The 26605-nt window shown below is 36.9% G+C and carries 23 protein-coding genes; 15 read left to right on the forward strand and 8 right to left on the reverse strand.

Annotated features, from left to right (window positions below):
• Positions 1-64: 64 nt before the first annotated feature.
• From rplA to SAUT_RS01635, 9 genes are all read left to right on the forward strand, one after another.
• Complete coding sequence (gene rplA / locus SAUT_RS01595; RefSeq protein ID WP_013326120.1) at positions 65-757, forward strand: 50S ribosomal protein L1; 693 nt, start codon at positions 65-67, stop codon at positions 755-757.
• Positions 758-949: 192 nt separating this feature from the next.
• Positions 950-1432 carry a 50S ribosomal protein L10 gene (gene rplJ / locus SAUT_RS01600; RefSeq protein WP_013326121.1) on the forward strand — a complete coding sequence of 161 codons (483 nt, stop codon included), beginning with the start codon at positions 950-952 and terminating at the stop codon, positions 1430-1432.
• A 65-nt stretch (positions 1433-1497) separates the two neighbouring features.
• Positions 1498-1869 carry a 50S ribosomal protein L7/L12 gene (gene rplL, locus SAUT_RS01605; protein ID WP_013326122.1) on the forward strand — a complete coding sequence of 124 codons (372 nt, stop codon included), beginning with the start codon at positions 1498-1500 and terminating at the stop codon, positions 1867-1869.
• Positions 1870-2084: 215 nt separating this feature from the next.
• On the forward strand, positions 2085-6230 hold the full coding sequence (rpoB, locus tag SAUT_RS01610; RefSeq protein WP_013326123.1) for a DNA-directed RNA polymerase subunit beta: 4146 nt from the start codon (positions 2085-2087) through the stop codon (positions 6228-6230).
• Entirely contained in the window at positions 6223-10743 is a 4521-nt protein-coding gene (gene rpoC / locus SAUT_RS01615; RefSeq protein ID WP_013326124.1) for a DNA-directed RNA polymerase subunit beta', read from the forward strand. Before rpoB ends, rpoC begins: the two co-directional genes overlap by 8 nt.
• A 171-nt stretch (positions 10744-10914) precedes the next feature.
• Positions 10915-11289 carry a 30S ribosomal protein S12 gene (gene rpsL, locus SAUT_RS01620; protein WP_013326125.1) on the forward strand — a complete coding sequence of 125 codons (375 nt, stop codon included), beginning with the start codon at positions 10915-10917 and terminating at the stop codon, positions 11287-11289.
• A 227-nt stretch (positions 11290-11516) separates the two neighbouring features.
• Positions 11517-11984, forward strand: a complete 468-nt coding sequence (gene rpsG, locus SAUT_RS01625) for a 30S ribosomal protein S7 (protein ID WP_013326126.1) — start codon at positions 11517-11519, stop codon at positions 11982-11984.
• Between the two features lie 11 nt (positions 11985-11995).
• A complete protein-coding gene (gene fusA / locus SAUT_RS01630; RefSeq protein WP_013326127.1) occupies positions 11996-14086 on the forward strand; it encodes an elongation factor G in 2091 nt (696 codons plus the stop codon).
• Between the two features lie 114 nt (positions 14087-14200).
• Entirely contained in the window at positions 14201-14869 is a 669-nt protein-coding gene (locus SAUT_RS01635) for a hypothetical protein (RefSeq protein WP_013326128.1), read from the forward strand.
• On the opposite strand, the gene SAUT_RS01640 is transcribed toward SAUT_RS01635, so the two are convergent.
• The gene (locus SAUT_RS01640; RefSeq protein WP_013326129.1) at positions 14856-15569 is read right to left on the reverse strand and encodes an arginyltransferase; all 714 of its coding nucleotides are present in this window, start codon (positions 15567-15569) and stop codon (positions 14856-14858) included. The genes SAUT_RS01635 and SAUT_RS01640 overlap by 14 nt on opposite strands.
• A 52-nt stretch (positions 15570-15621) precedes the next feature.
• On the opposite strand from SAUT_RS01640, the gene SAUT_RS01645 reads away from it, so the two are divergent.
• A complete protein-coding gene (locus SAUT_RS01645) occupies positions 15622-15945 on the forward strand; it encodes a hypothetical protein (RefSeq protein WP_013326130.1) in 324 nt (107 codons plus the stop codon).
• On the opposite strand, the gene prfB is transcribed toward SAUT_RS01645, so the two are convergent.
• Positions 15942-17039 (reverse strand): peptide chain release factor 2, encoded by a 1098-nt coding sequence (gene prfB, locus SAUT_RS01650; RefSeq protein WP_013326131.1) that lies wholly within the window; start codon positions 17037-17039, stop codon positions 15942-15944. The two genes, SAUT_RS01645 and prfB, sit on opposite strands and share 4 nt — an antisense overlap.
• Before the next feature lie 62 nt (positions 17040-17101).
• Between prfB and panC the strand changes: the two genes are divergently transcribed.
• Positions 17102-17923: a pantoate--beta-alanine ligase gene (gene panC / locus SAUT_RS01655; protein ID WP_013326132.1), complete on the forward strand. Its 822-nt coding sequence runs from the start codon at positions 17102-17104 to the stop codon at positions 17921-17923.
• Here the strand turns inward: panC and SAUT_RS01660 are convergent.
• From SAUT_RS01660 to flgB, 4 genes are read right to left on the reverse strand one after another with little or no spacing between them, the layout of a single operon-like run.
• A complete protein-coding gene (locus SAUT_RS01660) occupies positions 17900-19660 on the reverse strand; it encodes a peptidoglycan D,D-transpeptidase FtsI family protein (protein ID WP_013326133.1) in 1761 nt (586 codons plus the stop codon). The genes panC and SAUT_RS01660 overlap by 24 nt on opposite strands.
• 24 nt (positions 19661-19684) lie before the next feature.
• Entirely contained in the window at positions 19685-19987 is a 303-nt protein-coding gene (gene fliE / locus SAUT_RS01665; protein ID WP_013326134.1) for a flagellar hook-basal body complex protein FliE, read from the reverse strand.
• 17 nt (positions 19988-20004) lie between these two features.
• Entirely contained in the window at positions 20005-20499 is a 495-nt protein-coding gene (gene flgC / locus SAUT_RS01670; RefSeq protein WP_013326135.1) for a flagellar basal body rod protein FlgC, read from the reverse strand.
• A gap of 10 nt (positions 20500-20509) precedes the next feature.
• A complete protein-coding gene (flgB, locus tag SAUT_RS01675; protein ID WP_013326136.1) occupies positions 20510-20941 on the reverse strand; it encodes a flagellar basal body rod protein FlgB in 432 nt (143 codons plus the stop codon).
• Between the two features lie 151 nt (positions 20942-21092).
• Here flgB and SAUT_RS01680 point away from each other — a divergent pair, with 151 nt between their 5' ends.
• From SAUT_RS01680 to SAUT_RS01690, 3 genes are all read left to right on the forward strand, one after another.
• On the forward strand, positions 21093-21473 hold the full coding sequence (locus SAUT_RS01680; protein ID WP_013326137.1) for a type II secretion system protein: 381 nt from the start codon (positions 21093-21095) through the stop codon (positions 21471-21473).
• Positions 21474-21603: 130 nt separating this feature from the next.
• On the forward strand, positions 21604-22062 hold the full coding sequence (locus SAUT_RS01685) for a type II secretion system protein (protein ID WP_013326138.1): 459 nt from the start codon (positions 21604-21606) through the stop codon (positions 22060-22062).
• A gap of 9 nt (positions 22063-22071) precedes the next feature.
• Positions 22072-23943, forward strand: coding sequence for a primosomal protein N' (locus SAUT_RS01690; RefSeq protein WP_013326139.1), 1872 nt, complete (start codon positions 22072-22074; stop codon positions 23941-23943).
• 4 nt (positions 23944-23947) lie between these two features.
• Here SAUT_RS01690 and SAUT_RS01695 read toward each other — a convergent pair whose 3' ends face one another.
• Both SAUT_RS01695 and SAUT_RS01700 read right to left on the reverse strand, forming a co-directional pair.
• The gene (locus tag SAUT_RS01695; protein ID WP_013326140.1) at positions 23948-24523 is read right to left on the reverse strand and encodes an NUDIX domain-containing protein; all 576 of its coding nucleotides are present in this window, start codon (positions 24521-24523) and stop codon (positions 23948-23950) included.
• On the reverse strand, positions 24516-25706 hold the full coding sequence (locus tag SAUT_RS01700) for a peptidoglycan DD-metalloendopeptidase family protein (protein WP_013326141.1): 1191 nt from the start codon (positions 25704-25706) through the stop codon (positions 24516-24518). Before SAUT_RS01700 ends, SAUT_RS01695 begins: the two co-directional genes overlap by 8 nt.
• A gap of 101 nt (positions 25707-25807) precedes the next feature.
• Here SAUT_RS01700 and SAUT_RS01705 point away from each other — a divergent pair, with 101 nt between their 5' ends.
• Positions 25808-26605 (forward strand): plasminogen-binding N-terminal domain-containing protein, encoded by a 798-nt coding sequence (locus SAUT_RS01705; RefSeq protein ID WP_013326142.1) that lies wholly within the window; start codon positions 25808-25810, stop codon positions 26603-26605.

The raw sequence follows: 26605 nt of genomic DNA on the forward strand, positions 1-26605 counted from the left end.
TCAAAAACAATCATCGACCACAATGATTTAAAATTATGTGGCAGAATTAATATGGAGATTTGTAATGAGCAAAAGATATAAACAATTATTAGAAAAAATTGATAATACAAAATCATACGGTGTAGAAGAAGCGTCTGCAACTGTAAAAGATTTAAAAAGTGCAAAATTTGACGAAACAGTTGAAATTGCAATGAACTTGAATGTTGACCCACGTCATGCTGACCAAATGGTTCGCGGTGCTATCGTTCTTCCTCACGGAACAGGTAAAACAGTTCGTGTTGCTGTATTTGCTAAAGGTGCAAAAGCTGATGAAGCAAAAGCTGCCGGTGCAGATATTGTTGGAACTGATGATTTAGTTGCACAAATTAAAGAAGGTATCTTTAACTTTGATGTAGTTGTTGCAGCACCTGATTGTATGGGCCTTGTTGGTCAAATAGGTCGTATTTTAGGACCAAAAGGTTTAATGCCTAACCCTAAAACTGGTACAGTTACACCAGATGTTGCTACTGCTGTTAACAATGTTAAAGGCGGTCAGGTTAACTTTAGGGTTGATAAAAAAGGTAATATCCACGCTGGTATCGGTAAAGCAAGTTTTGATGCGAAACAAATTGAAGAAAACCTAACTACTTTTCTTGTGGCAATTAATAAGCAAAAACCTGCATCTGCAAAGGGACGCTACATTAAAAATGCTGCATTGAGCTTAACAATGAGTCCTGCTGTTAAACTTGATGTTATAGAATTAGCTGATATTAAATAATTTTCATCTCTCCTTTGTGGGAGTGTGAAAATTTTTATTGTGATATAATGGATATATTACAATAAAGATTTTCGTTTTGGAAATCTGAATTACTTGGACTAAAGATAGTTGGGGGTATCTGCCGTGTCGGCAGTTAGCTTAATCGTTACCTTTCGCCCCTCTTGAAGTTATGTCTGGAAAGGAGAACTATATATGCTTAAGTCAAAAAAAGCTGAAGTAATTGAACAATTAACTACTTCATTTGCTAATACTACAGCAGTTGTTATTTGTGACTACAAAGGTTTGACAGTAAGTCAACTAGAAGAGTTACGTAAAGCTGCTCGTGCAAAAGACACAAGTGTTCAGGTTGTTAAAAATACTTTAGCAACAATTGCACTGAATAATGCTGAAATGAGCGGTGTTGAAATCAAAGATACAAATATTTTTATTTGGTCTGATGATGTCATCAATGCTGCAAAAATTGCCGCTGATTTCGCTAAAGATCATGACAAGTTCGTGATTAAAGCCGGTTATTTAGATAAAGAACCTGCAAACGTAGCTAAAATTGAAGCATTCGCCAAACTTCCTGGTCGTGATGAGCTTCTTGGTATGCTTGCTGCTACTTGGATGGCTCCAATTACAAACCTTGCAGTTGGAATCGATGCTTTACGTAGAAAAAAAGAAGAAGAGGCTTAATAGCCCTATTTCATAGTGATTCATTTCACTAAACAAAAAATTAATAAAAAACAAGGAGCTATATTATGGCTGTTACTAAAGAAGACGTATTAGAATTTATTTCTGGTTTATCTGTTCTTGAGCTTTCTGAGCTTGTAAAAGAATTTGAAGAAAAATTTGGTGTTTCTGCACAACCTGTTGCTGTTGCCGGTGTTGCTGGTGAAGCTGGCGGTGCTGCTGCTGAGCAAACTGAATTCAATGTTATCTTAACTGACGTTGGTGCGAAAAAAATCGGTGTTATTAAAGCTGTTCGTGCTTTAACTGGTCTTGGACTAAAAGAAGCAAAAGAAGCATGTGAAAGCTTACCATCTACAATCAAAGAGGGTGTAGATAAAGAAACTGCTGAAGAAGCAAAAGCTGCTTTAGAAGAAGCTGGTGCTGCAGTAGAAGTTAAGTAAATATAACTTAACAAATTGTGGGGGCTTTGTCCCTCCTTTTTTTGGGCGCTTTAGCGAAGAGAAAAGACTCTCTTGGCTAAAGTGCCCTTATGTCGTTTATAAGCACTATAAAAAATCTCTTATTGTAAGAGTGACCCTATCTATCTAGAGACGTCTAGATATGATCCGCTAAATACTTAAATTTAGCCCTAATTAACAACTTATCGAGGTAGCCTATGTTAAACACTTTATATTCCGGAAACCGTCTTCGTGTAGACTTCTCTAAAACTCCTCAAGAAATTGAAGTACCAAATTTACTCCAACTGCAACAAAGTTCATATGACACATTTTTGATGTTACATGCAAAAAACAGAAGCCAAAGCGGTATTGAAAAAGTATTTCAATCAGTATTTCCTATTCATGATGCACAAAACAGGTTAACTGTTGAGTATATTGAGTCAGAAGTAACAAATCCAAAATATACAGTTCGTGAGTGTATGGAGAGAGGGCTTACATATGCAGTAAGTCTTAGAATGAAAACTCGTCTTATCTTATGGGAAAGAGATGAAAATACAAAAGAAAAGCTTGGTGTAGCAGATATTAAGGAACAAAGTATATTTGTTCGTGATATTCCATTAATGACAGAAAGAACATCATTTATAATCAATGGTGTTGAACGTGTTGTTGTAAATCAACTTCACCGCTCACCGGGTGTTATTTTCAAAGAAGAAGAATCTTCTACAGCAGGAAATAAACTGATCTATACTGGTCAAATCATTCCAGACCGCGGTTCATGGTTGTATTTTGAATATGATCCTAAAGATATTCTTTACATGAGAATTAACAAACGCCGTAAAGTGCCTGTAACAATAATGTTCCGTGCTTTAGGCTATTCTAAACAAGATATTTTAAAACTGTTTTACCCAATTCAGACAATAAAAATACATGATAATATGTTCTCTATAGATTTCAACCCTAAAGATTATGCGTCACGTATCTCTTATGATTTGATTGATATGAATGACAAAGTACTAGTATCTTCAGGAAAAAGACTCTCATCTAAAAAAGCACAAAAGCTTTTAGATGACGGTGTAAAAGAAGTTCAATATCCACTAGAAATACTTTTAGAAAGATATCTTGCTGAATCGATTATTGACCCTGAAACCGGTGAAGTTCTTTTTGATACAATGACTCATATCGATGAGACTAAATTAAAGAAAATGGCTGAAATTGGTGTCACTGAGTTTAAAATCGCAAATGATATAGCAGAAGGTGTTGACAGTTCTATAATCAATGCATTCAATGCTGATGCAGATTCACTCAAACTTTTAAAGCAAACAGAAGAAATTGAAGATGAAAACGACTTAGCTGCGATTCGTATATATAAAGTTATGCGTCCGGGTGAGCCTGTTACAAAAGAGGCTGCAAAAATATTTGTAAATCAACTTTTCTTTGATCCTGAAAGATATGATTTGACTCAGGTTGGTCGTATGAAAATGAATCATAAGTTAGGAATGAATATTCCGGAATATGTAACAGTTTTAACACATGAAGATATTATTGAATCTGTGAAATATGTTATAAAAGTTAAAAACGGTCAGGGGCACTTAGATGACAGAGATCACTTAGGTAACCGTCGTATTCGTTCTATCGGTGAGCTTTTAGGAAACGAGTTACACAATGGTCTTGTAAAAATGCAAAAAGCGATTCGTGACAAACTCTCTACTATGAGTGGACCGATGAATGAGCTTATGCCGCATGATTTGATTAACTCAAAAATGATTACGTCTACAATTATGGAATTCTTTTCCGGTGGACAGCTTTCTCAGTTTATGGATCAAACGAATCCGCTCTCTGAGGTAACCCACAAACGTCGTCTTTCAGCACTCGGTGAAGGTGGTCTTGTTAAAGAGAGAGCCGGCTTTGAAGTGCGGGATGTTCACCCTACTCACTATGGTAGAATATGCCCGGTTGAGACTCCAGAGGGTCAAAATATCGGTCTTATCAATACACTTGCAATGTATGCAAAAGTAAATGAGCATGGTTTCATTGAAGCACCATACAAAGTTATGAAAGATGGAAAAGTTACACATGAAATTGTTTACCTGACTGCAACGCAGGAAGAGGGCAAAATGATTGCTGCTGCTTCAAATAAACTTGATGAAAATGGTCAGTTTATTGAAGACTTGATTGCTGTAAGACAAGATGGTGAAATTCTTTTAAGAGATCCAAAAGAGTGTGAATATGCTGACCTTTCTTCTCAAATGGTTATCGGTGTGGCAGCTTCTCTTATTCCATTCTTGGAACATGATGATGCCAACCGTGCACTTATGGGATCAAATATGCAGCGTCAGGCTGTCCCTCTTTTACGTGCAAATGCTCCAATGGTTGGAACAGGTATTGAAAAACTTGTTGCCCGTGATGCATGGGAGTGTGTAAAAGCAAAACGTGCAGGTAAAATAGAAAAAGTTGACGGAAAACACATCTATGTAATGGGTGAAGAAGATGGAGAAATTTTTATCGATTACTATCCATTACAAAAAAATCTTCGTACCAACCAAAATACATCATTTACACAAAAACCGATTGTAAAAATCGGAGAAATGGTAGAAAAAGGTCAAATAATTGCTGATGGTCCGAATATGGATCAGGGGGAACTTGCACTCGGTGTAAATGCTATGGTTGCCTTTATGCCATGGAATGGATACAACTTTGAGGATGCGATTGTTATCTCAGAGCGTTTAATTCGCCAAGATGCATTTACTTCAGTACATATTTATGAAAAAGAAGTCGAAGCACGTGAACTTAAACACGGTGTCGAAGAGATTACTCGTGACATTCCAAATGTGCGTGATGATGAATTGGCTCATTTAGATGAAAGCGGTATTGTTAAAATCGGTACAACTGTGAGTGGAGGTATGATTTTAGTAGGGAAAGTTTCTCCAAAAGGTGAAGTGAAGCCAACTCCTGAAGAGCGTCTTTTACGTGCAATTTTTGGTGAAAAAGCCGGACATGTTGTCAATAAATCACTCTACTGCCCACCGTCGATGGAGGGTGTTGTTGTAGATATTAAAGTATTTACGAAAAAAGGCTATGACAAAGATCCTCGTGCATTGGAACTTGAAAAAGAAGAGAGAGATTATTTAGAGCGTGAGCATTATGACAGACTTATCATGATTGATAAAGAAGAGATGCTTCGTGTTACAAAACTTTTAACTCGTGAACCATTGCAAAGTGACATTAAAATAGGTGATACTGAGTATAAAGCAGGAGACACAATTAATGGAGATGATTTAAAAGAAGTGAATCGTTTTGCTATGAATGCGATTGTTAAATCTTTTTCACAAGAGATACAGGATGAGTACAACAAAACGAAAAATCATTTCCAAAAGCAAAAAAGAATTTTTAGAGATGAGCATGAAGAAAAATTAACGATTTTAGAAAAAGATGACATCTTACCAAACGGTGTAGTGAAGTATGTAAAAATTTACATCGCTACAAAACGTCACCTCAAAGTCGGTGATAAAATGGCAGGTCGTCACGGAAATAAAGGTATCGTTTCAAATATTGTTCCGGAAGTTGATATGCCGTATATGGAAGACGGACGTAGTGTTGATGTGTGTCTGAATCCGCTTGGTGTACCTTCTCGTATGAATATCGGTCAGATTTTGGAGATGCACCTTGGTATGGCAGGACGTGAGCTTGGAAACCAGATTCAAGAGCAGTTTGAAGCAAAACAAAAAGATTTTATAGATGATCTTCGTGCAAAAATGATTGAAATAGCAGATGTAGCAGGAATGATGCATGCAAGCAAAGTAATCGGTGAAATGGATGATGAGACTTTCTTAAAATATGCAAGAGACTGGTCAAAAGGTGTGAAATTCGCAACACCTATTTTTGAAGGTACAGATGCAAAAGAGTTTGAAAAACTTTATGAACTGGCAAAAATGGACAGTGACGGTAAACGCGTTTTATATGATGGAAAAACGGGTGAGAAGATGAAAGAGCGTGTAAATGTCGGTTACATGTATATCTTGAAACTGCACCACTTGGTTGATGAAAAAATTCACGCACGTTCAACAGGACCATATTCACTTGTTACACAACAACCGGTCGGCGGTAAAGCACTCTTTGGTGGACAAAGATTTGGTGAGATGGAAGTCTGGGCTCTTGAAGCATATGGAGCATCAGCAGTTCTAAAAGAGATGTTGACTATCAAATCAGATGATGTTGATGGTCGTGTACGTGCGTATAAAGCACTTACAAAAGGTGAGTTAGTACCAGAATCTGGTATTCCTGAAACACTATTTGTATTAACAAAAGAGCTTCAAGCATTGGCTCTTGATGTAGAGATTATGGACGAGGTAGAAGACGATGAGTAAATTAGTACCAGTAGAAGTAACAGAAGAGTGTAGACCAAAAGATATTAAACAACTACAATTCCGTTTGGCATCACCTGAAAAGGTTATGTCTTGGAGTCACGGTGAAGTTAAAAAACCTGAAACTATCAATTATCGTACTTTGAAGCCGGAGCGTGATGGACTGTTTTGTGCAAAAATATTCGGACCTGTAAGAGATTACGAGTGTCTTTGCGGTAAATATAAAAAGATGCGTTATAAGGGTGTTGTATGTGAAAAATGTGGTGTTGAAGTAACATCTACAAAAGTTCGCCGTACTCGTATGGGGCATATTGAACTTGTAACACCAGTAGCACATATTTGGTATGTAAGTTCACTTCCTTCAAGAATCGGTACACTCCTTGGTATCAAAATGAAAGATTTAGAACGTGTACTTTATTATGAAGCATATATTGTAGAGAGCGGCGGTGAGGCATATTATGATGCTGAAGCAAAAACTCCTGTACTTAAATATGATGTTTTAAATGAAGAGCAGTACCGTACACTTGTTCAGAGATTTGGTGAATTAGGCTTTAAAGCTCGTATGGGTGGTGAAGTAATCCGTGATTTACTTGATTCTATTGATTTGGTTGATCTGTTTACGAACTTAAAAGAAGCTATCGGTGAAACGAAATCTGAAGCGAAAAAGAAAACAATCAATAAGCGTTTAAAAGTTATTGAGTCATTTTTAAATTCAGGAAACAATCCTGCTTGGATGATGTTGACTGTTTTACCAGTACTTCCACCGGATTTACGTCCACTTGTAAGCCTTGACGGCGGTAAATTTGCTGTATCTGATGTAAATGATTTATATCGTCGTGTAATTAACCGTAATCAACGTCTCAAGCGTCTTGTTGAGCTTGAAGCACCTGAGATTATTGTAAGAAATGAAAAGCGTATGTTGCAAGAGTCTGTTGATGCACTTTTTGATAATGGTCGTCGTGCAAACGCAGTTAAAGGTGCAAATAAACGTCCACTTAAATCTTTAAGTGAAATTATCAAAGGGAAGCAGGGACGTTTCCGTCAAAACTTACTTGGTAAGCGTGTTGACTTCTCTGGGCGTTCTGTAATTGTTGTTGGACCATCTTTAAGAATGGATGAGTGTGGATTACCTAAAAAAATGGCTCTAGAGCTCTTTAAGCCGCATTTGATTGCAAAACTTGAAGATAAAGGGTATGCAACAACTGTTAAAGCTGCCAAAAAAATGATAGAAGACAAAACAAATGAAGTATGGGAATGTCTTGCTGAGATCGTTGACGGGTATCCAATTATGCTTAACCGTGCACCGACACTTCACAAACTTTCTATTCAAGCGTTTCACCCTAAACTTATTGACGGTAAGGCTATTCAGCTTCACCCGTTAGTTTGTGCGGCATTTAATGCCGATTTCGATGGGGATCAAATGGCTGTTCACGTGCCGCTTTCATCAGCAGCAATTGCTGAAGCAAAGGTATTGATGCTCGCATCTATGAATATCTTACTTCCAGCATCTGGTAAAGCTATTGCGACACCTTCTCAGGATATGGTACTTGGTATCTATTATATATCATTAGAGAAAACCGGTGTTAAAGGTTCTAATAAACTTTTCGCAAATGTAGATGAGATCAGAATTGCATTAGAGCATAATGCACTTGATTTACATGCAAAAGTAAGAACACGTGTTGATGGACGTATTATTCATACAACTGCGGGACGTTTACTTATTAAAGCAATCCTGCCAGATTTTGTTCCGGCTGAGCTTTGGAACAAAGTTATGAAGAAAAAAGTGATTAATGAAATTGTTGATTACGTGCAAAAACATGGTGGTATCGGTGTTACAGCATCTTTCCTAGACCGTCTCAAAGATTTAGGTTTCAAACATGCGACAGAAGCCGGTGTTTCAATTTCAGCTGATGATATTCGTGTGCCGGATATGAAACCTGCAAAAATTGCTGAGAGTAAAGCAAGAGTTATTGAAATTCAAAAACAATTTGAAGCCGGACTTTTAACTGAGCAAGAAAGATACAATAAAATTATTGATGTTTGGACAGATACAAATAATACACTTGCAGCAGAGATGATGCAGCTTGTTCAGACTGATAAAGACGGATTTAACTCTATTCATATGATGGCTGATTCCGGGGCTCGTGGTTCTGCAGCACAAATTCGCCAGCTTGCAGGTATGCGTGGTCTTATGGCAAAACCTTCTGGTGATATTATTGAAACACCGATTATCTCTAACTTTAAAGAGGGTCTGAACGTAATCGAGTACTTCATTTCAACACACGGTGCGCGTAAAGGTCTTGCCGATACAGCACTTAAAACAGCAAATGCGGGTTATTTGACTCGTAAACTTGTTGATGTTGCACAAAATGTAAAAATTGTTGAGCATGATTGCCATACGCACGAAGGTATTGAAATTTCTGATATTCAGGATCAAAATACATTGATCGAATCATTGGAAGACAGACTCAACGGACGTGTTCTTGCTGATGATGTTATTGACCCGATTTCAAATGAAATTCTTTATGCGGAAGGAACACTTTTAGATGAAGTTTCTGCAAAAGTAATTGCTGAATCAGGTATTAAAACAGCAGTAATCAGAACACCGACTACATGTAAAAGCCAAGAGGGTGTATGTGCCTTATGTTATGGTGTGAACCTTGCAACCGGTCATATTGTTCGTCCTGGTGAAGCAGTCGGAATTGTTGCGGCTCAGTCAATCGGTGAGCCTGGTACACAGCTAACTCTTAGAACATTCCACGTCGGTGGAACGGCATCATCTACTGCACAAGAGCGTCAGGTAATTGCAGAAAAAGAAGGTTTTATCCGTTATTATAATTTGAAAACTTATAAAAACAAAGAAGGTAAAAACATTGTTGCAAACCGTCGTAATGCGGGTGTATTATTAGTTGAGCCGAAGATAAAAGCACCGTTTGCCGGAACTATTGAGATTCAAACGATTCATGATGAAGTGATTATAAGCGTGAAATCTGATGAAGAAACAGTACGCTATTCATTACGTAAAATGGAAATAGCAAAACCGAATGAGCTTGCAGGTGTAAGCGGACAGATTGAAGGAAAATACTACTTCCCGCATAAAAACGGTGAGCATGTAGAATCATTAGATTCTATTGTTGAAACAATCAAAGACGGATGGAACGTACCGAGTCGTATTCCATATGCATCAGAACTATTAGTTGATGACGGTGCACCGGTTACGAAAAAAATTCTTGCAAAAGAAGAAGGTACTGTGAAGTACTTCTTGCTCAAAGGTGATTACCTAGAGAGATTTGAAGGATTAAAATCAGGGTATGAAGTTGTAGAAAAAGGCCTTTTTGCAGCTGTAATTGATGCAAACAATCGTGAGGGTGTTCGTCACTATATCGCGCGTGGTTCAGTTATTGTTACAGATGATAATGAAAGCGTTGACAGAGATATAGTTATTGCAAAACCTTCATCAGATGAATCAGTTGTAATAGCTGAATGGGATCCATATTCTAATCCAATTATCTCTGAGGCAAACGGTGTTGTAAAATATGAAGACATTATTGTCGGTACAACTGCAAGTGAACAGCTTGATGAGTTGACAGGTAAAACACGTCTTATGATTAATGACCACATATCTTCAGAGTATAAGCCTGCAATCGTACTTGCAACAGAAGACGGTGAGCTTTTACGCTATGCGGTTGAGCCGAAATCATCTGTATTTGTTGCAGACGGTGCTGAAGTAAAAATTGCTGACATCTTGGCAAAAACACCAAAAGCATTACAGAAATCATCAGATATTACAGGGGGTCTTCCACGTGTATCTGAGCTTTTTGAAGGTCGTCGTCCTAAAGCTACTGCACTGATTTCTGAGATTGACGGTGTAGTGAGTTTCGGTAAGCCTTTACGCGGTAAAGTAAGAATTATTGTAAGTAACGCAGATAATGGTATAGTAAAAGAGTACTTTGTAGATAAATCACATGAGCCTGTTGTAAATCCTGGCGATTTTGTTCACGCAGGGGAGAGACTCACGACCGGTATCTTATCTTCACATGAGCTTTTACGTATTATGGGTGTCAAAGCACTTTATAATTATCTTGTTTCTGAAGTACAGCAAGTATATCGCTCTCAAGGGGTTAATATTGCCGATAAACATATTGAGGTAATCTTTACACAGATGTTACGTCAAGTAAAAATTGTAAAATCCGGTGATACTAAGTTTATTGAAGGTGATTTGGTTTCTAAAGTAAAATTTGCGCAAGAAAATGAAAAAATCATTCGTCTTGGCGGTCGTCCTGCAATTGCTGAACCATTCTTGGTCGGTATTACATGTGCGGCAGTTTCAGCTGACTCTATTATCTCAGCTGCATCATTCCAAGATACGACAAAAGTATTAACAGAAGCTGCAGTTTCAGCAAAAGTTGATAATCTTGAAAACTTAAAAGAAAATGTTATTATCGGTCGTACTATTCCTGTTGGAACTGGTATCTATAAAGATCAAGAACTAGAATTTGTAAGTGAAGAAGAGTAACATCTCTTCACTTTCCCCCAACATTTTTTCTCACTCTAATTTATAAAAATTAATTCATTCTTAAAATAAGCTAACTTTAATTACAAATTCTGTATTATTTCGTGTCTATAACTCTCTAAAATTTTTAGTGAGTTTTATTCTACTGGAAAAATTTAAGTAAAAAGGAATTGTATGCCTACAATCAATCAATTGATTCGTAAAGAGCGTAAACGTGTGATTAAAAAATCAAAATCACCGGCTCTTGACTCATGTCCACAGCGTCGTGGTGTATGTACACGTGTTTACACAACTACACCTAAAAAACCTAACTCGGCTTTAAGAAAAGTTGCTAAAGTTAGATTAACTTCAGGTTTTGAAGTTATTTCATATATCGGTGGTGAAGGTCACAACCTTCAAGAACACTCAATCGTACTTGTACGTGGCGGTCGTATTAAAGATTTACCTGGTGTGAAGTATCACATTGTTCGTGGTGCACTTGATACTGCTGGTGTTGCAAACAGAACTGTTGCAAGATCAAAATACGGAACAAAGAAACCTAAAAAATAGTTCCTATTTTTAGGATCCAAAACATTTATTAGTACGCAAAACGAGCAAAAGCCCGTTTTACTACGCTAACGCTTGGTTTTCTTCGGCAGAAAGCCCACGAAACTAGTTTCGTTTTGAAATAGTTAAGCGATATAGCCTATTATATATTCAATAGCTACAGGATTGACCTTTAGTGGTTAATTTTGAGTAAATTTGAAGAATACAAATTGAAGTAAGGAAAATTACAAATGAGAAGAAGAAAAGCTCCCGTTCGTGAAATTATGCCAGACCCAGTTTATGGAAGCAAAATTTTAACGAAATTTATAAACAAAATCATGTTAGATGGTAAGAAATCTACAGCTGAAAAAATCATCTACAGTGCAATGGATATCATTGGTTCTCGTGGAGAAAAATCAGGAATAGATACATTTAATGAAGCTATTGAGAATATCAAACCTATAATAGAGGTTAAAAGTCGCCGTGTTGGTGGTGCTACTTATCAAGTTCCAGTAGAAGTACGCCCTGTGCGTCAACAATCTCTTGCTATTAGATGGTTGGTTGATGCAGCTCGTAAACGTAATGAAAGAACTATGGCTGAGAGATTGGCAAATGAATTTATGGATGCTGCATCAGATAAAGGTTCAGCATTTAAGAAAAAAGAAGATACTTATAAAATGGCAGAAGCTAATAAAGCATTTGCTCATTATAGATGGTAATAGGATAACATATGCCAAGAAGTCATAAATTAGAAGATGTAAGAAACATCGGTATTGCTGCTCACATTGATGCGGGTAAAACAACAACAACAGAAAGAATTCTTTTCTATACTGGTGTTGAGCATAAAATTGGTGAGGTTCATGATGGTGCTGCTACTATGGACTGGATGGAACAAGAGCAAGAACGTGGTATTACAATTACTTCTGCTGCAACAACTTGTGAATGGCAAGGAAAACAGATAAATATCATCGATACTCCGGGCCACGTTGACTTTACTATTGAAGTTGAACGTTCTATGCGTGTACTTGATGGTGCTGTTTCAGTATTCTGTGCTGTTGGTGGGGTTCAACCACAATCAGAAACTGTTTGGAGACAACGTAATCGTTATAAAGTTCCATCTATTGTTTTTGTTAACAAAATGGATAGAACTGGTGCAGATTTCTATGAAGTTGAGCGTCAAATTCGTGATCGTCTTAAAGGTAATCCAATGCCTTTTCAGTTACCTATCGGTGCTGAAGACAAATTCGAAGGTGTAGTTGACTTAGTACAGATGAAAGAAATTGTATGGGATGAAGATGCTGCAATGGGTTCTAACTACCATGTGCAAGAGATTCGTCCTGAACTACAAGAAATTTCTGATGAGTACAGAGAAAAAATGCTTGAGACTTTAGCTGAAGTTGAAGGAAATGATGAATTTGCGGAAAAATTCTTAGATGGTGAAGAGATTTCACAAGAAGAGATTAAAGCTGCTATAAAATCTGCAACTATCGGTATGGCTATTGTTCCAATGACTCCGGGTACTGCATTTAAAAACAAAGGTGTTCAGACTTTACTTGACGCTGTTGTTGATTATTTGCCTTCACCTGTAGAAGCACCGCCGATTACTGGAACAATGATGGATGATGAAGAAGTTGAAGTTGTTGTTGAATCAACTGACAACGGACCTTTTGCATCATTGGCATTTAAAATTATGACTGACCCGTTTGTGGGTGTTCTTACTTTTATTCGTGTATACCGCGGTTCTTTAGAATCAGGTTCTTATGTACATAACTCTACAAAAGATAAAAAAGAGCGTGTCGGCCGTATTTTAAAAATGCATGCTATCAAACGTGAAGAGATCAAAGAAATTTACGCTGGTGAAATTGGTGCGGTTGTTGGTCTTAAATCAACGACTACAGGTGATACATTATGTGATCCTGCTGAGAAAGTTGTATTAGAAAGAATGGACTTCCCTGAGCCGGTTATTTCTGTTGCGGTTGAGCCAAAAACAAAAGCTGACCAAGAAAAAATGGGTATTGCTTTAGGAAAACTAGCAGCAGAAGATCCATCATTTAGAGTACATACTGATGATGAAACAGGTCAGACTATTATTTCTGGTATGGGTGAGTTACACCTTGAGATTCTTGTTGATAGAATGAAGCGTGAGTTCAAAGTTGAAGCAGAAGTTGGTGCTCCACAGGTTTCTTACCGTGAATCAATCAAAAAAGAAGTAAATCAAGAATATAAATACGCAAAACAATCTGGTGGACGTGGACAATTTGGACATGTATTCTTGAAAGTTAAACCGGGTGAGCCTGATACAGGTTTCGTATTTCATAATGAAATCAAAGGTGGATCTGTTCCAAGAGAATATATTCCAGCTGTTGAAAAAGGTTGTGAAGAGGCTATGTCTAATGGTGTTCTTGCAGGATATCCAATGGAAGATGTTGATGTTACACTTTATGACGGTTCTTACCATGATGTGGATTCAAACGAAATGGCATTTAAACTTGCTGCTTCTATGGGATTCAAAGAAGCTTGTCGTAAAGCAGACGCTGCAATACTTGAGCCGATGATGAAAGTTGAAGTTGAAGTTCCTGAAGATTATATGGGTGATGTTATCGGTGACCTTAACCGTCGTCGTGGACAAGTGAACAATATGGGTGACAGAGCAGGAAACAAAATTGTTGATGCTTTCGTTCCTCTTGCTGAAATGTTCGGTTATTCAACTGACCTTCGTTCTGCAACTCAAGGGCGTGCTACCTACGCTATGGAATTTGATCATTACGAAGAAGTTCCAAGAAATGTAGCTGAAGAAATTCAGAAAAAACGTAACGGTTAATAACCTTGTTATAAACTTTTACTCTCCATGCACTCTCATTTGAAAGAGTGCATTTTCTTCTTTTAAAAATCAAAATTCTGTTATAATAATAAAAATTTTTATCAGGCTATAATAATGTACAAAATATTTCTGTTTTTATTACTAAATATTGCTCTTTATGCACAAAATCCAAAAGCTTTCTCTACCCTTGGCGATATTATATATAACAATGTGGATAAAATTCAAAAACTAGAAAATATAGATGACTATGAGGTCTATAAAAAGAAGATTAAAGAGTATGTCGCTGATGTCAAAAAGCTTAAAAAAGAGGGTTTTGCACTTGATGAGGGTGTAAATACTAATAAAATGCAATATTTGAATAAGTTGAGAAAACTCTCGCAAACAAATGACTTTTTTGTAAGATCTGCAAAAAGGAATTTGGATTTGGCAATTGAAAATGAAAATTCAAAGCTCTTTACACGGTTAATCAATACCGGTCTTATTGATGAGAAAAAGAGTAAAAATAAAATAATTGATTATTATTTTGCGCATTCCGATGAAGTGAGTGCAACAGGACTGATACAGAAATATTTAGATAATGACAAAAAACTCAGAGCAAAAAAAGAGTATAAAAAGAGTTTGCTAAACAGTAAAAAATTACGAGAATTAGAGAAAATTAGAAGAATCAGAAAAAATGATAAACTTGAACAGGAAAAACTTGAACAACAACTCAATCAAGAAGTACAAAAGAAAAAATTAGAGATTAGGCAAGAGCAGAAAAAAGAACTCTCTAAGACCATATAAACTTTTCGTGCTCATTTGGTCTGCCTTGAAGGGTGACATAAGGAGTGTACTCTGATTTATATGAGAGAGAAGGACAGCCCTCTACATAATAGCCCAAATAGATCCATTTTTTATTTGCACTTTTTGCAAATTTTATCTGATGATACAGAGATAATTTCCCTAAAGAATACTTGGCATAATCATGGTCATAATAAAAGTAGATAGAAGAGACTCCATTCTCTAAAATATCTATTAAATCTACCGCAATTAATCTATCTTCATCATAATAAAGTACTTCATAGCCAAAATCACCATGTCCTGTCACAAAAGAGTTATAGTAGTGTTGCAGAGTTGTTTTTGAGTAGTTCCAATCCTTTTTTTCATGCATATATAGATGATACTTCTCAAATAAATCAATATGTTCTTGTGTAACACTCGGCGTACGTATAAAGGTACGAATATTTTTTGCTTTGTTCATTACTCTTTTTGCAGATTTGCTAAATATAAAATTTTCTACATCAATTTTAATACTTTGACATTCGTTACATGTAGCACAGATAGGTCTGAAATACATCTTGCCAAAACGTCTGTAGCCTCTTTGGATAAGATTTTCACAAGACTTGGCACTACAATTGTCAATTACTTTATAGTGTGTAGTTTGTTCTTTATCTTCAAGATAAGAGCATTTATCATCAAGTAAAAATTCTTTAAGTAGATTCATATCGTGATTTTGACATAATTTGCTTTACAAATAGCAAAAGAAAAGAGAGAAGATGGAATTTTTTTTAAAACATAAGATTATTATATTAAGGTCACTGGGGATAATAATGCTTCTCGTCGGATTTGCTGTGCATTTTTGGGCTGCACCTAAAATGGGTATGAGTGAAAATGAAATAGCAGCAGCCAATGTTGCAAGAATGGAAGCAAGTGTTGCAGGACATTCTAAAAGTGCAAAAAAAGCCAAACCGGATATGTCACATTTCTCAAAGTCGTTAACAAACGCACAGCAGCAACGAGCGAAATATATCACTATTTTTGCAATGCTTTTAGGAATTTTATTTTTAATCTTCAGCTTTTTAAAAAAAGAGGAGAGTTAAGAGCGGTTCATTGCTATTAAAACACCCTCTATCATATTGTCAATATCTCCATCTAAGATGCCCGAAACATTGGAGTAAGCTTCATTACTTCTTGTATCTTTGACCTGCTGATAGGGCTGCATAACATAAGAGCGTATTTGATGCCCCCAGCCTATTTCACTTTTTGCGATACCTGCTTCTTTGGCTTTTTGCTCTTCAAGTTCTAGCTCATACAAACGTGATTTGAGCATTTTCATAGCGGTTGCTTTGTTTTTGTGCTGACTTCTGTCATTTTGGCACTGTACGACAACGCCCGTCTCTATGTGCGTCAAACGAATTGCAGATTCAGTTTTGTTTACATGTTGTCCGCCTGCACCGCTTGAGCGGTAGGTGTCTATGCGTATGTCTTTGTCTTCTATAGTAATGTCAATATCATCATCAATTTCAGGAGAAACCATAACTGATGCAAAAGAGGTATGACGTTTGGCATTGGAATCAAAGGGCGAGATTCTCACAAGCCTGTGAATGCCGTTTTCAACCTTGAGATACCCATAGGCATTCTCACCCTTTATAAGTACTGAAACATCTTTAATGCCTGCTTCATCTCCCGCCTGATAATCTAAAACTTCGACTTTGAAACCGCGTCTTTCCGCCCAGCGTTTATACATTCTTAGCAGCATCTCCGCCCAGTCTTGAGACTCTGTTCCCCCTGCACCCGGATGAATGGATAAAATAGCATTATTAGCATCTGTCTCACCGCTTAGCAGGACTTCGATTTCCATATCGCGAATTTGTTTCTCCAGGTTTGGTGCATCTTCATAGAGTGCCTCAAGGGATTCGCTGTCATCTTCTTCTTTTGCCATATCATAAAGCTCTTTTGCATCTTCAACAGCATTTTTTGCAGTATTGTATTTGTCTAGTTTTCTTTGCAGCTGTGTTTTTTCTTTTTGTATTTTGGCTGCATAATCTGCGTTGTTCCAAAAATCCTGGTCATTCTCCAGTTCTTGAATCTCCTGGAGTCTTGTCTGAATTTTTTTCGGCTCGACAACACCCGTAATATTTTTCATTTTCATATCAATATTTTTTAAAAGTTCTGTGTATTCGTAATTATCCATGTTCCATCACTTAGCGGCGTTAAATTTGTTATAATTGCGATTATATTATATTGGGACTTAAAATGAAGATTATATCAAATCCTTTGGTGTTAAAACAACATTTAAAAGATATTGACAAAACGGCGGGGTTTGTACCTACGATGGGTGCTTTGCATGAAGGGCACATTGCACTTATAAAACATGCCAAAGAAGAAAATGAAGTGGTGGTGGTTTCTATCTTTGTCAATCCTACGCAATTTTTGGCAGGTGAAGATTTAGACAAATACCCAACAAAAGATGAAGCCGATAAAAAAATATGCGAATTAGCAGGAGTGGATATACTCTTTTTTCCAAATGCACAAGAAATATACAGTCAAGATGAAGTAAAAATCTGCGCACCCAATGTAAGAGGCTACGTACTTGAAGGAGCGACAAGGCCGGGGCATTTCAGCGGTGTTTTGAGAGTTGTAATGAAACTGCTCAATATTGTCTCTCCTACAAGGGCCTACTTTGGAAAAAAAGACGCACAGCAGCTCAATCTTATAAGTTTGATGGTAAAACAGTTTTTTATGAGCGTTGAAATTGTACCAGTGGATATTGTGCGCGACAGTGACGGTTTGGCACTGAGCAGTAGAAATGTTTATCTTTCAAAAGAACAAAGAAAAGAAGCATTGAAAATTCCAAAGTCTTTATATGCAGCATCTAAACTTATCAGTAAAAATATTTTAAATACAGAAAAAATCAAAGAGGAAATATATGCTATTTTAGCACCATTGGAAACAGAATATGTAGAAGTACTAAGCCGTGATTTTGAAGTGATAGATGAAGTGCAAATTGGTAACAGCATCATACTCGTCGAGGTCATTGTCGGCGAAACAAGGTTACTTGACAATATTTGGCTCTAAATATCCCTCTTCTATCATAATATCAACAGCTTTTTTAAAGACAGGTACGGCAGTTTGGGCGGCAAACTGGCTTTTCTTAGGCTGTATTACAATTACACCTATGGTATATTTGTGCTTTTTGTCATTGGCAAAGCCCATAAAAGCGGTGTTGTATTTACTTACATACTGTCCTTTTTCAACTATATGAGCTGTTCCTGTTTTTCCTCCGACTTGCAGCCCTTTTGTAATGGCTTTTTTCCCAGTTCCTTCATTGACGGTTTTAAGTAGAATTTTATTCATTCTTTTAGCCGTTGCACTTTTTATGACCTGAACAGGTTCTTCGTAGCCGAGTTCTTTTATGCTGCCGCGCTCATCTATAAAGCTCTTGACTAGTTTTGGTTTTACCATTCGACCGTTGTTGTTAAAAGCACTGTAAGCGCGAAGCAGCTGCATAAGATTTGCACGAATTCCGTAGCCGTAAGCACAGGTTGCCTTGTATATTTCATTTTCAAGCCGTTTTGCACTTGGAATGGAACCTGTCTTTTCATAAATTAAATCCGGTGTTGATTTAGTGGAAAAACCGAAACTTTTGAGACCTCTGTGAAAATCATACCCGGGGAGTCTTTGTGCAAGTTGTGCTATGCCGACATTTGAAGAGTAAACTATAACATTCTCAGCCGAGAGCCAGTCAAATTTATGTTCATCTGTGATGACTTTTCTTCCTATTTTAAAACGCCCGTTATGCCCGTTCACCAAATCATAAGGATTGACAAGCTTATGTTCTAACAGCAATGCGAAAGTTATGGGTTTTAAAACACTCCCCGGCTCAAAACTATACTCTATCATTGAACTGTTGAGCGAAGAGTAGTCACTGCGTTTAATGTCTTTTGGCAGGTATCTGTTTGAGCTTGCCATTGCATAAACGTCTCCTCTTTTAGAGTCCATAATGGCTATCATCACTTCTTTCGCACGCAGTTCTTTTTTCATCGCATCAAGCATTTTTTCTATTCTGATTTGAAAGGAAACAGGAATGGTGAGTTTTATATCAAGACCGTTGATTTTTGGCTTGGTAAAACTCTCTTTATTTAAAATAATATAGCTGTTGACATCACGTTTTCCTCTGCTGTATCCGTCTTGAATAGGAGAGAGCTCTGTATCAAATCTTTTTTCTAGTCCTTTGACACCTCTGATGGATGTGTAGCCGTCTTCTTCTATTTTATGCGGATAACCTATGATTGGGGTAAGCAGTGTTCCATACGGGTACTCGCGGCTTTCACCACTCTCAAGTACGCTGAGTCCATGGACTGAACGAAGTCCTGTTTTTGGGTTTTTCAGTTCCAAAAATACTTTAAAACGTCTGAGCTCACGAGCGAGTGTTTTTAAGTAATGTGCCTGGATTTGAGGGACATCATAACTCAGAACAACAACACCTCTGCGCTTAGCGAGCCTTTTTTTAATTGACGTAGGGCTCATCCCTGAGTAGATACTAAAAAGTTTTATAAACAACTCTTTTTTATCAGGGTCTATGTAGCGGGTGTTGACTACTGCTTTATAGAGTTTTTTGGTTGTAGCTATATGAAAACCGTCTGCACTGATGATACTGCCACGCTGGGCTTTTGAACTTTCTACTGTGTATAAAGATGGCATATTGCGCGATTTTGTGGCAGTTAGAAGCATAACACTTAAAAAGACCACAAAAGCAAGAAAAATCAGTACATAGAGAAGGAGGATTTTTTTACTTTTGTTGCGGTTTACCATTAAATTATTATATGCAGAGGTAGATTATAATTGCGTTCTACCAATCTCTTTATAAGCATTCAGCGCTTTGTTTCTGATCTCAAGCATAAGTTTCATACTTGTTTCTGCTTTGCCGATTGCAAGTGCTGCCTGGTGCAGGTCTTTTACCTGACCTGTTGCCAAATCTGCGATGGCTTTTTCACTGTCTTGCTGAATGTCATTGACTTCATTGATGGCTGATTTTAGCTGCTCGGCAAAAGCTTCACCGCCTCCGCCTTTTTCTACAGCACTTTTTTGTTTTAAAAGATCTGCTGTGGATGCACCGGAAATATTGTTAATATTACTCATAATCTATAACTCCATCTTTATTGTAAAAGTGATATTGCAGAATTTGCCATATCTTTTGCGCTTTGAAATGCTGCAACATTTGCCTGATAAGAACGTGTCGCTTCTACTAAATCGGACATTTCTACAACAGGATTAATATTTGGATATGCCACATATCCGTTTGCATCCGCATCCGGGTTGTTGGGTTCAAATTTCATAAGAGGTTTTGAATCATCTCTTATAACCTTGTCAACTACTACACTCATTATAGCAGGATTTACCTTTTTACCAAATTCCCCTTCATTTAAAGGGTCTTCATATTTTGCGCTTTGCGTGTTTTCACCGAGTGCTTTGTTATACACATCATTAAAGTTTATAGCTTTAAAGACGACTTCTCTACGGCGGTACGGTCCACCCTCATCGGTTCTGGTTGTTTGGGCATTTGCAATATTGCTTGAAATGGTGTTAACACGTACTCTTTGTGCTGATAGTCCGTACCCACTAATGTCAAAGCTGTTTAAAAAATTACTCACTTTTTAGTCCTTAGTTTACTTTTGCAGATGCATCTATAACACTCTTGAAGATTGCCGCATCTTTTTTACTTGCCATGACAATGGCATTAAACATAATAGAGTTCTTACTCATTTCTGTAGTCTCCACATCTATATCTACAGAATTACCGTCATTACGTGCCATGTGCCCGTCTCTAAAGTAAAGTGTAGGTTTTATTTGGCTTGCTTGTGCTTTAGGTTGTAAATGCCCTGAGTTGGTTTGTGCCATCTTCAGTTGATGCGCATTGTCTTGATAAAGTTCGTTTTTCTTTGCAATCAAAGCATCTTCAAAACTGATATCTCTAGGCTTATAATAAGGTGTGTCCGCATTGGCGATATTTGAAGATATCATATCTTGACGTGCCGCACGATAGTCCAGCGCTTTGGCTAAAAGTGCATGGGTTTTAGATATTTCAATGCTCATAAATGCTCCTTGTTTACATGTAAGCAACTCAAAGCAACTTTTATTCCAAATAAGTTTATTTAGTGATTTAAGCAAACTTTAATGAAAGTAGGCTCATAATAGTTTATAAGATTACTAGTGTAATCCAATTTTATATAAATAAGGAGTTCTTATGAAAAGAGCTGGTTTTACAATGATCGAATTGATCTTCGTTATCGTTATTTTAGGTATTTTAGCAGCAGTTGCTATTCCAAAACTTGCAGCTACACGGGATGATGCAAAAGTATCAAGTGAGTTAACAAATCTATCAACATGTATTGGAGATGCAGGAAGTGCTTTTACAGCTACAGGCACAGAAGATAATACTAGTGCTGCATGTGGGGCATTAAAATGTTTTACAATTACACTTGGAACAACAACTGATGGGAATGTTACTATTGCCTCGGGTGGTACTGATAATGGTACAGCATATTGTACTGATGCTCAAAATAAAGCAACTGCTAAAGGATTGATTGCTGTTCATCAATTTGGCGGAGCCAAAGTTACTTACTAAAAGTACTTAACTTATTCTCAAGCTCCTGCTTGGGAATATATATCAATAATTTCCATATATTTTTCAACTTCAATCGTAAATAATCATAATCATGTTACTATATAATGAATAGAATAATAAAGGAATTTTTATGCAAAAATCAAAAAGCGCTTTTACGATGATAGAATTGGTTTTTGTTATTGTAGTTTTAGGAATTTTAGCAGCTATTGCTATACCCAAATTTGCTGCAACAAGAACAGATGCACAAATTTCAAAAGGGCGTGCCGATATTGCTTCCATACGCTCTGCTATTATTACAGACAGGCAGGCACATATTATTCAGGGAGATCAAAATTATATATCAGGCTTGAGCCAAAATAGCACAACTCTTTTTGACGGTAACGGAACAGTAGGCAGAGAATTGTTAATGTATGGAGTAACTTCTGGTACGATAGACGGACATTGGAGTACAACAGATGCTGCAGCACCTTATATTCATTATGTATATAAAGTAGGGGGAAAGAATTGTAATTTTACCTATAATCCTGCAACAGGTAAATTTGATTTGAATGCAAACCAAGATCCCCTTTGTGACCAACTTATAAATTAAATATAAATATTGAACTACTATAATATATCTATCATAGGATCACCTCTTGAGCCTTTTACTTATCATTCTCTGCAAAATATAAACATAGGCACAAAAGTACAAGTACATGTAAAAAACCGAGTACTAGATGGTGTCGTTATAGCTACATGTAATAAGCCGGCATTTCAAACAAATGAGGTTTTAGAAGTAAGTGAATTTTATTATTCACTCAAGCAGATTGCATTGGCTAAGTTTATCGCCTCTTACTACATTTGTTCATTAGGTGATGCCTTTTCTGTTATGATGCCGTTTACAGGTAAGGTTGAAACCTGGGCTGTGCGTCATGAAAGCAAAAAGGGCGAGGTTAAAACCTCACTTCCCAAAAGCAACATAGTTCTTTCAGATAAACAAGAAAAAGCTCTAACATTTTTACAACAACACAAAGTCGCGCTCCTCTTCGGCGATACAGGCAGCGGCAAAACAGAAGTCTACATGAAATACTTTGAGCAGATAATACAAGAGGGCAAGACAAGCATCTTTTTAATGCCTGAGATATCTTTGACTCCGCAGATGTCCAAACGTCTCAAAGAGCATTTCGGCGATGATTTTGTGATGTGGCACTCAAAACTCACCCCTCTGGCAAAGAAAAAAGCACTTGCCAAAATATACGCAGGCGAAGCAAAAATCATAGCGGGCGCACGCTCGGCTCTTTTTTTACCCATAAAAGACTTAGGACTTATTGTCGTCGATGAAGAGCATGATGAGAGCTATAAATCATCTTCACGTCCACGTTACAATGCTAGAGATTTAGCCATTTATATGGGAAAACTCTATGATGTTCATGTAGTACTCGGCAGTGCTACACCATCACTTAACTCATATGCAAAATTTGAACATACACGGCTCAAAGGCGGACATTTCAGCTCTCTTAAAACATTTATATATGAAAAAAGTCCCGAGAGCTTGTCTCCTTTGATTACAGAGAATTTGCAAGAAGTACTGCAAAAAAAAGAGCAGTCTATTGTATTTTTACCGACACGTGCCAATTTTAAATACTTGTTGTGTCAGGATTGCGGACATACTATTAAGTGTGCGTTTTGTAGTGTTGGTATGAGCGTGCATCAACACTCACGCGCACTAAAATGTCATTACTGTAATTTTACACAGGCAATTCCTCAGGTTTGCCCGGAGTGCCATAGTCCAAATTTGACAAGTTCAAGACTCGGCACGGCTGAGGCTGTAAAAATATTACAAGAGGTATTGCCCCAAGCAAGGGTGGAACAGTTTGACAGAGACGTCATAACTACTGCAAATAAACTTAAAAAAGCACTTAAGAGGTTTAATGATAAAGAGAGTGACATTTTAGTGGGAACGCAGATGCTGAGCAAGGGGCATGATTATCATGGTGTAACCTTGGCAGTAGTACTTGGTATGGATAATATGCTCAATATGAGCGATTATCGCGCACGAGAAAAAGCACTCTCTTCTTTGATTCAGGTAGCAGGTAGAAGCGGACGAGCTAAAGATGCCAAAGTTATTGTGCAGACTTTCAATGAAGATTTTTTTAAAAACTACATAGATAACTATGAGGATTTTTTAGAAGAAGAGAAGTTTTTCAGACAAGAGCTGTATCCGCCGTATAAAAAACTCTGCCGTATTTTATTTGCCCATAAAAAGGGAGCAAAAGCACAAGATGAGATGCGAAAAATGCATGATAAACTCCTTACATGTAAAGGTGTAGAAATAGTCGGTGCAAAAAAATGTTCCATAGAAAAAGTGGCAAATAAATACAGATTTGAGATATTACTAAGAGCTGATAAAAGTACAGACATCATAAAAGCTGTTAAAGCTTCGAAAGTTGATTTGGCAGAAGTAGATATGGATCCTATAGAGTTTGGATGATTTTTCAGTCTATGCAAATATGCTTTTTATGATTAAAAAACCAGTAAAAAGCTAAAGAGACACCGGTTGTTTTTTGATAACGCTCATCAAACATAAACTTTTTTGCTTCACTCAAAGGAACATAAACCACTTCAATTTCTTCTTCTTCAAGTCCGCCGCCTTCACCTATTTTCATGCTCTCGTCAATTTGTGCATAATAGAGTGTTTGATGTGTTCCCGATATACCTACACTTGTATAAAAAGCACTGATTTTTTCTAAATTCTGCACAGGAACATCATAACCGCACTCTTCAAGAATCTCTTCTTTGGCAATTTGTTCTATGGAACACTCTTTGTCTACAATACCGGCGCATAGCTCATACATGTAGCCGTTGTTTTTGTTCTTGTTGAGCACTGTAACACGGAGTTGTTTGACAAGTACAAAAGCATCTTTTTGCGTGTGATAAAGCAAGATGGCGACACTGTCATGTGAAAGTACGGCTTCCCACTTTTTTTTCATACCGTTTTGTGTATAATTTATCTCTATAGGTTTGACAAAATTGGGGCTTTTTAATTCTTCAATGGAAGTGATTTCACCCATTATTTTTCTCTTCTAAAAGATGTATATATGACATCTCTTCAAAAGGAGGGCGTTTTTTATAAGCTGTTTTATTATTCAGATGAAGATTGATACTTTGGTCATAGTTCTTCTTCAATTTTATAAATGCTTTTTTCTCTTTGCCCTTAAGTTTTTTGGTCGTAACCTGAACAACTCTGAGTGGATTGATTGCACGTCCTCGTTTTCTAAGTTCAAAATGTAGATGCGGGCCGGTTGAACGGCCTGTTGTGCCTACATAGGCTATTGTTTGCCCTTTTTTTACATGTTTACCTCGGTAAATGCCTTTGCGAAATGACTTTAGGTGTGCATAGCGTGTTTCATAACCGTCATTATGGCGTATTTTTATCAAGTTGCCATAGCTTCCCATTCTTGAAGCCCATATTATGGTTCCGCTGCCTGCAGCAATGACTGGTGTTCCACGTCTTGCTGCATAATCAACACCCAGATGCGCTTTCCATTTGTGCAGTACTGGATGCCATCTTCGTTTTGTAAAATAAGATGATATTCTGGCCCCTCTAACAGGACGAGCGAGTAAAAACCCTTCAACTTCATGCGCTTTTTCATCATAGTAGCGTCCATCGTCATTGAGATAAATAAAATGTTTTTTATGGTGCATTTCTATCATAGCAACTTTTAAAGTCGGCATAGAAAAAGGTTCGCCAAGACGATATTTTTGATCATAAATCATAACAAGTTCATCGCCTTTACGAATATCGTTTTTAAAATTAAGGGAGTGTTTGAAGCTTGAAACGAAAATTTGTGCAAGTTTTTTTGAACCTGTCTCTTTTAAAATATTGTAGTTAGGAGAGCTTGTAATAGTAGTGTAAAATGCTTCTGTTTTAGTGGTGCTGATGATTGGTATGGCTTCAAATTTATAGTTTTTTTTATTTATATATATATGGATTTGCAGCTCATCATTTAAAGGAAGTAAAATTTGTTCAATATCCTCTTTTTTGTCTTTTAAAATTTGGTAATGAATACCTGAACGCATCTCTTCTGTGAGTCGCTGATCGTCTTTGTCAAGATTGTAATAAAGTTCTCTTACAGGTAAATTATGATTTTGTAAAAAAACTAAATATGTCTCTCCGTTATTCCAGCGATAGCGCTCAACATGGGATGCAAAAATGGATGTTGTGAATAAAAAAAGTATGAAAAATCGTATCATTAACATAAGCCTGTAAAAAATAATTTGCAAAGATTATCAAATTTTGGCTTAGTCTGAGGTTTGTTTGATATAATCACATATAAAAAAAACAAAGAAGAGATATGAAATACCTATTATTACTCACAATCCTTGTGTTGGAAGTTTTTGGCGCTGTTATAAAATCACCTGTTATTGCAGTTGATAATGAGAATGAAACTGTAAAAATAAAGATTGATAAAATAGATGTCGGCGTCAGCGGTTTTGTAATGCATCATATTAGTCCCCAACACAGTGCTATTTTAAAAAATGCTGTTGTGCAGAGTTTTGATGCCAAAACACAGATTGCGACTATAAAAATGAGTGAATTTACCGCACTGCAAAACAATGCACTGCCTCATGGAAAATGGAAAGTACAGCTTGGCGATACGGTCGAGTTGGCATTTGGCTACTCTCGTTCGCTGCTTATTGCTCCCAATGAAACGATTTATTATAAAATTGCACAAAGTGTAAAAACACAATGGATTCATCCGGATTTATTTGCAACGGTACTTTCATTCCGTGGACATCCGACACCGATAAAAGAGGACTTTGCAGCAATGGCTGATGCAAGCAGTGTCGGTTTGTTGTTCATATATTTAAACCAAAAAGTATATACACTTGATATAAAAAGTTTTAAAATTTTAAGTATTAGTGATGCAAAACTCAAACAGGCAAAAGTTAAGCTTCCTTTTTATACACGTGTTAACAACATAGATGCTGCATGGTGGGGTGCGGGCAGCAGCAGACTCGATAGCTATGAACCGCATTATTATGAACTCATGGTTGCAAATAACAAAACAAACAAACAGCTTTATGAGATTATAAAAAACGGTAATCCAAAACTGCATTATTTGCTGGCTGAATTTGAAATAGGAAAATAA

Origin of the sequence: Sulfurimonas autotrophica DSM 16294, assembly GCF_000147355.1 — a bacterium.
GTDB classification, from domain to species: domain Bacteria; phylum Campylobacterota; class Campylobacteria; order Campylobacterales; family Sulfurimonadaceae; genus Sulfurimonas; species Sulfurimonas autotrophica.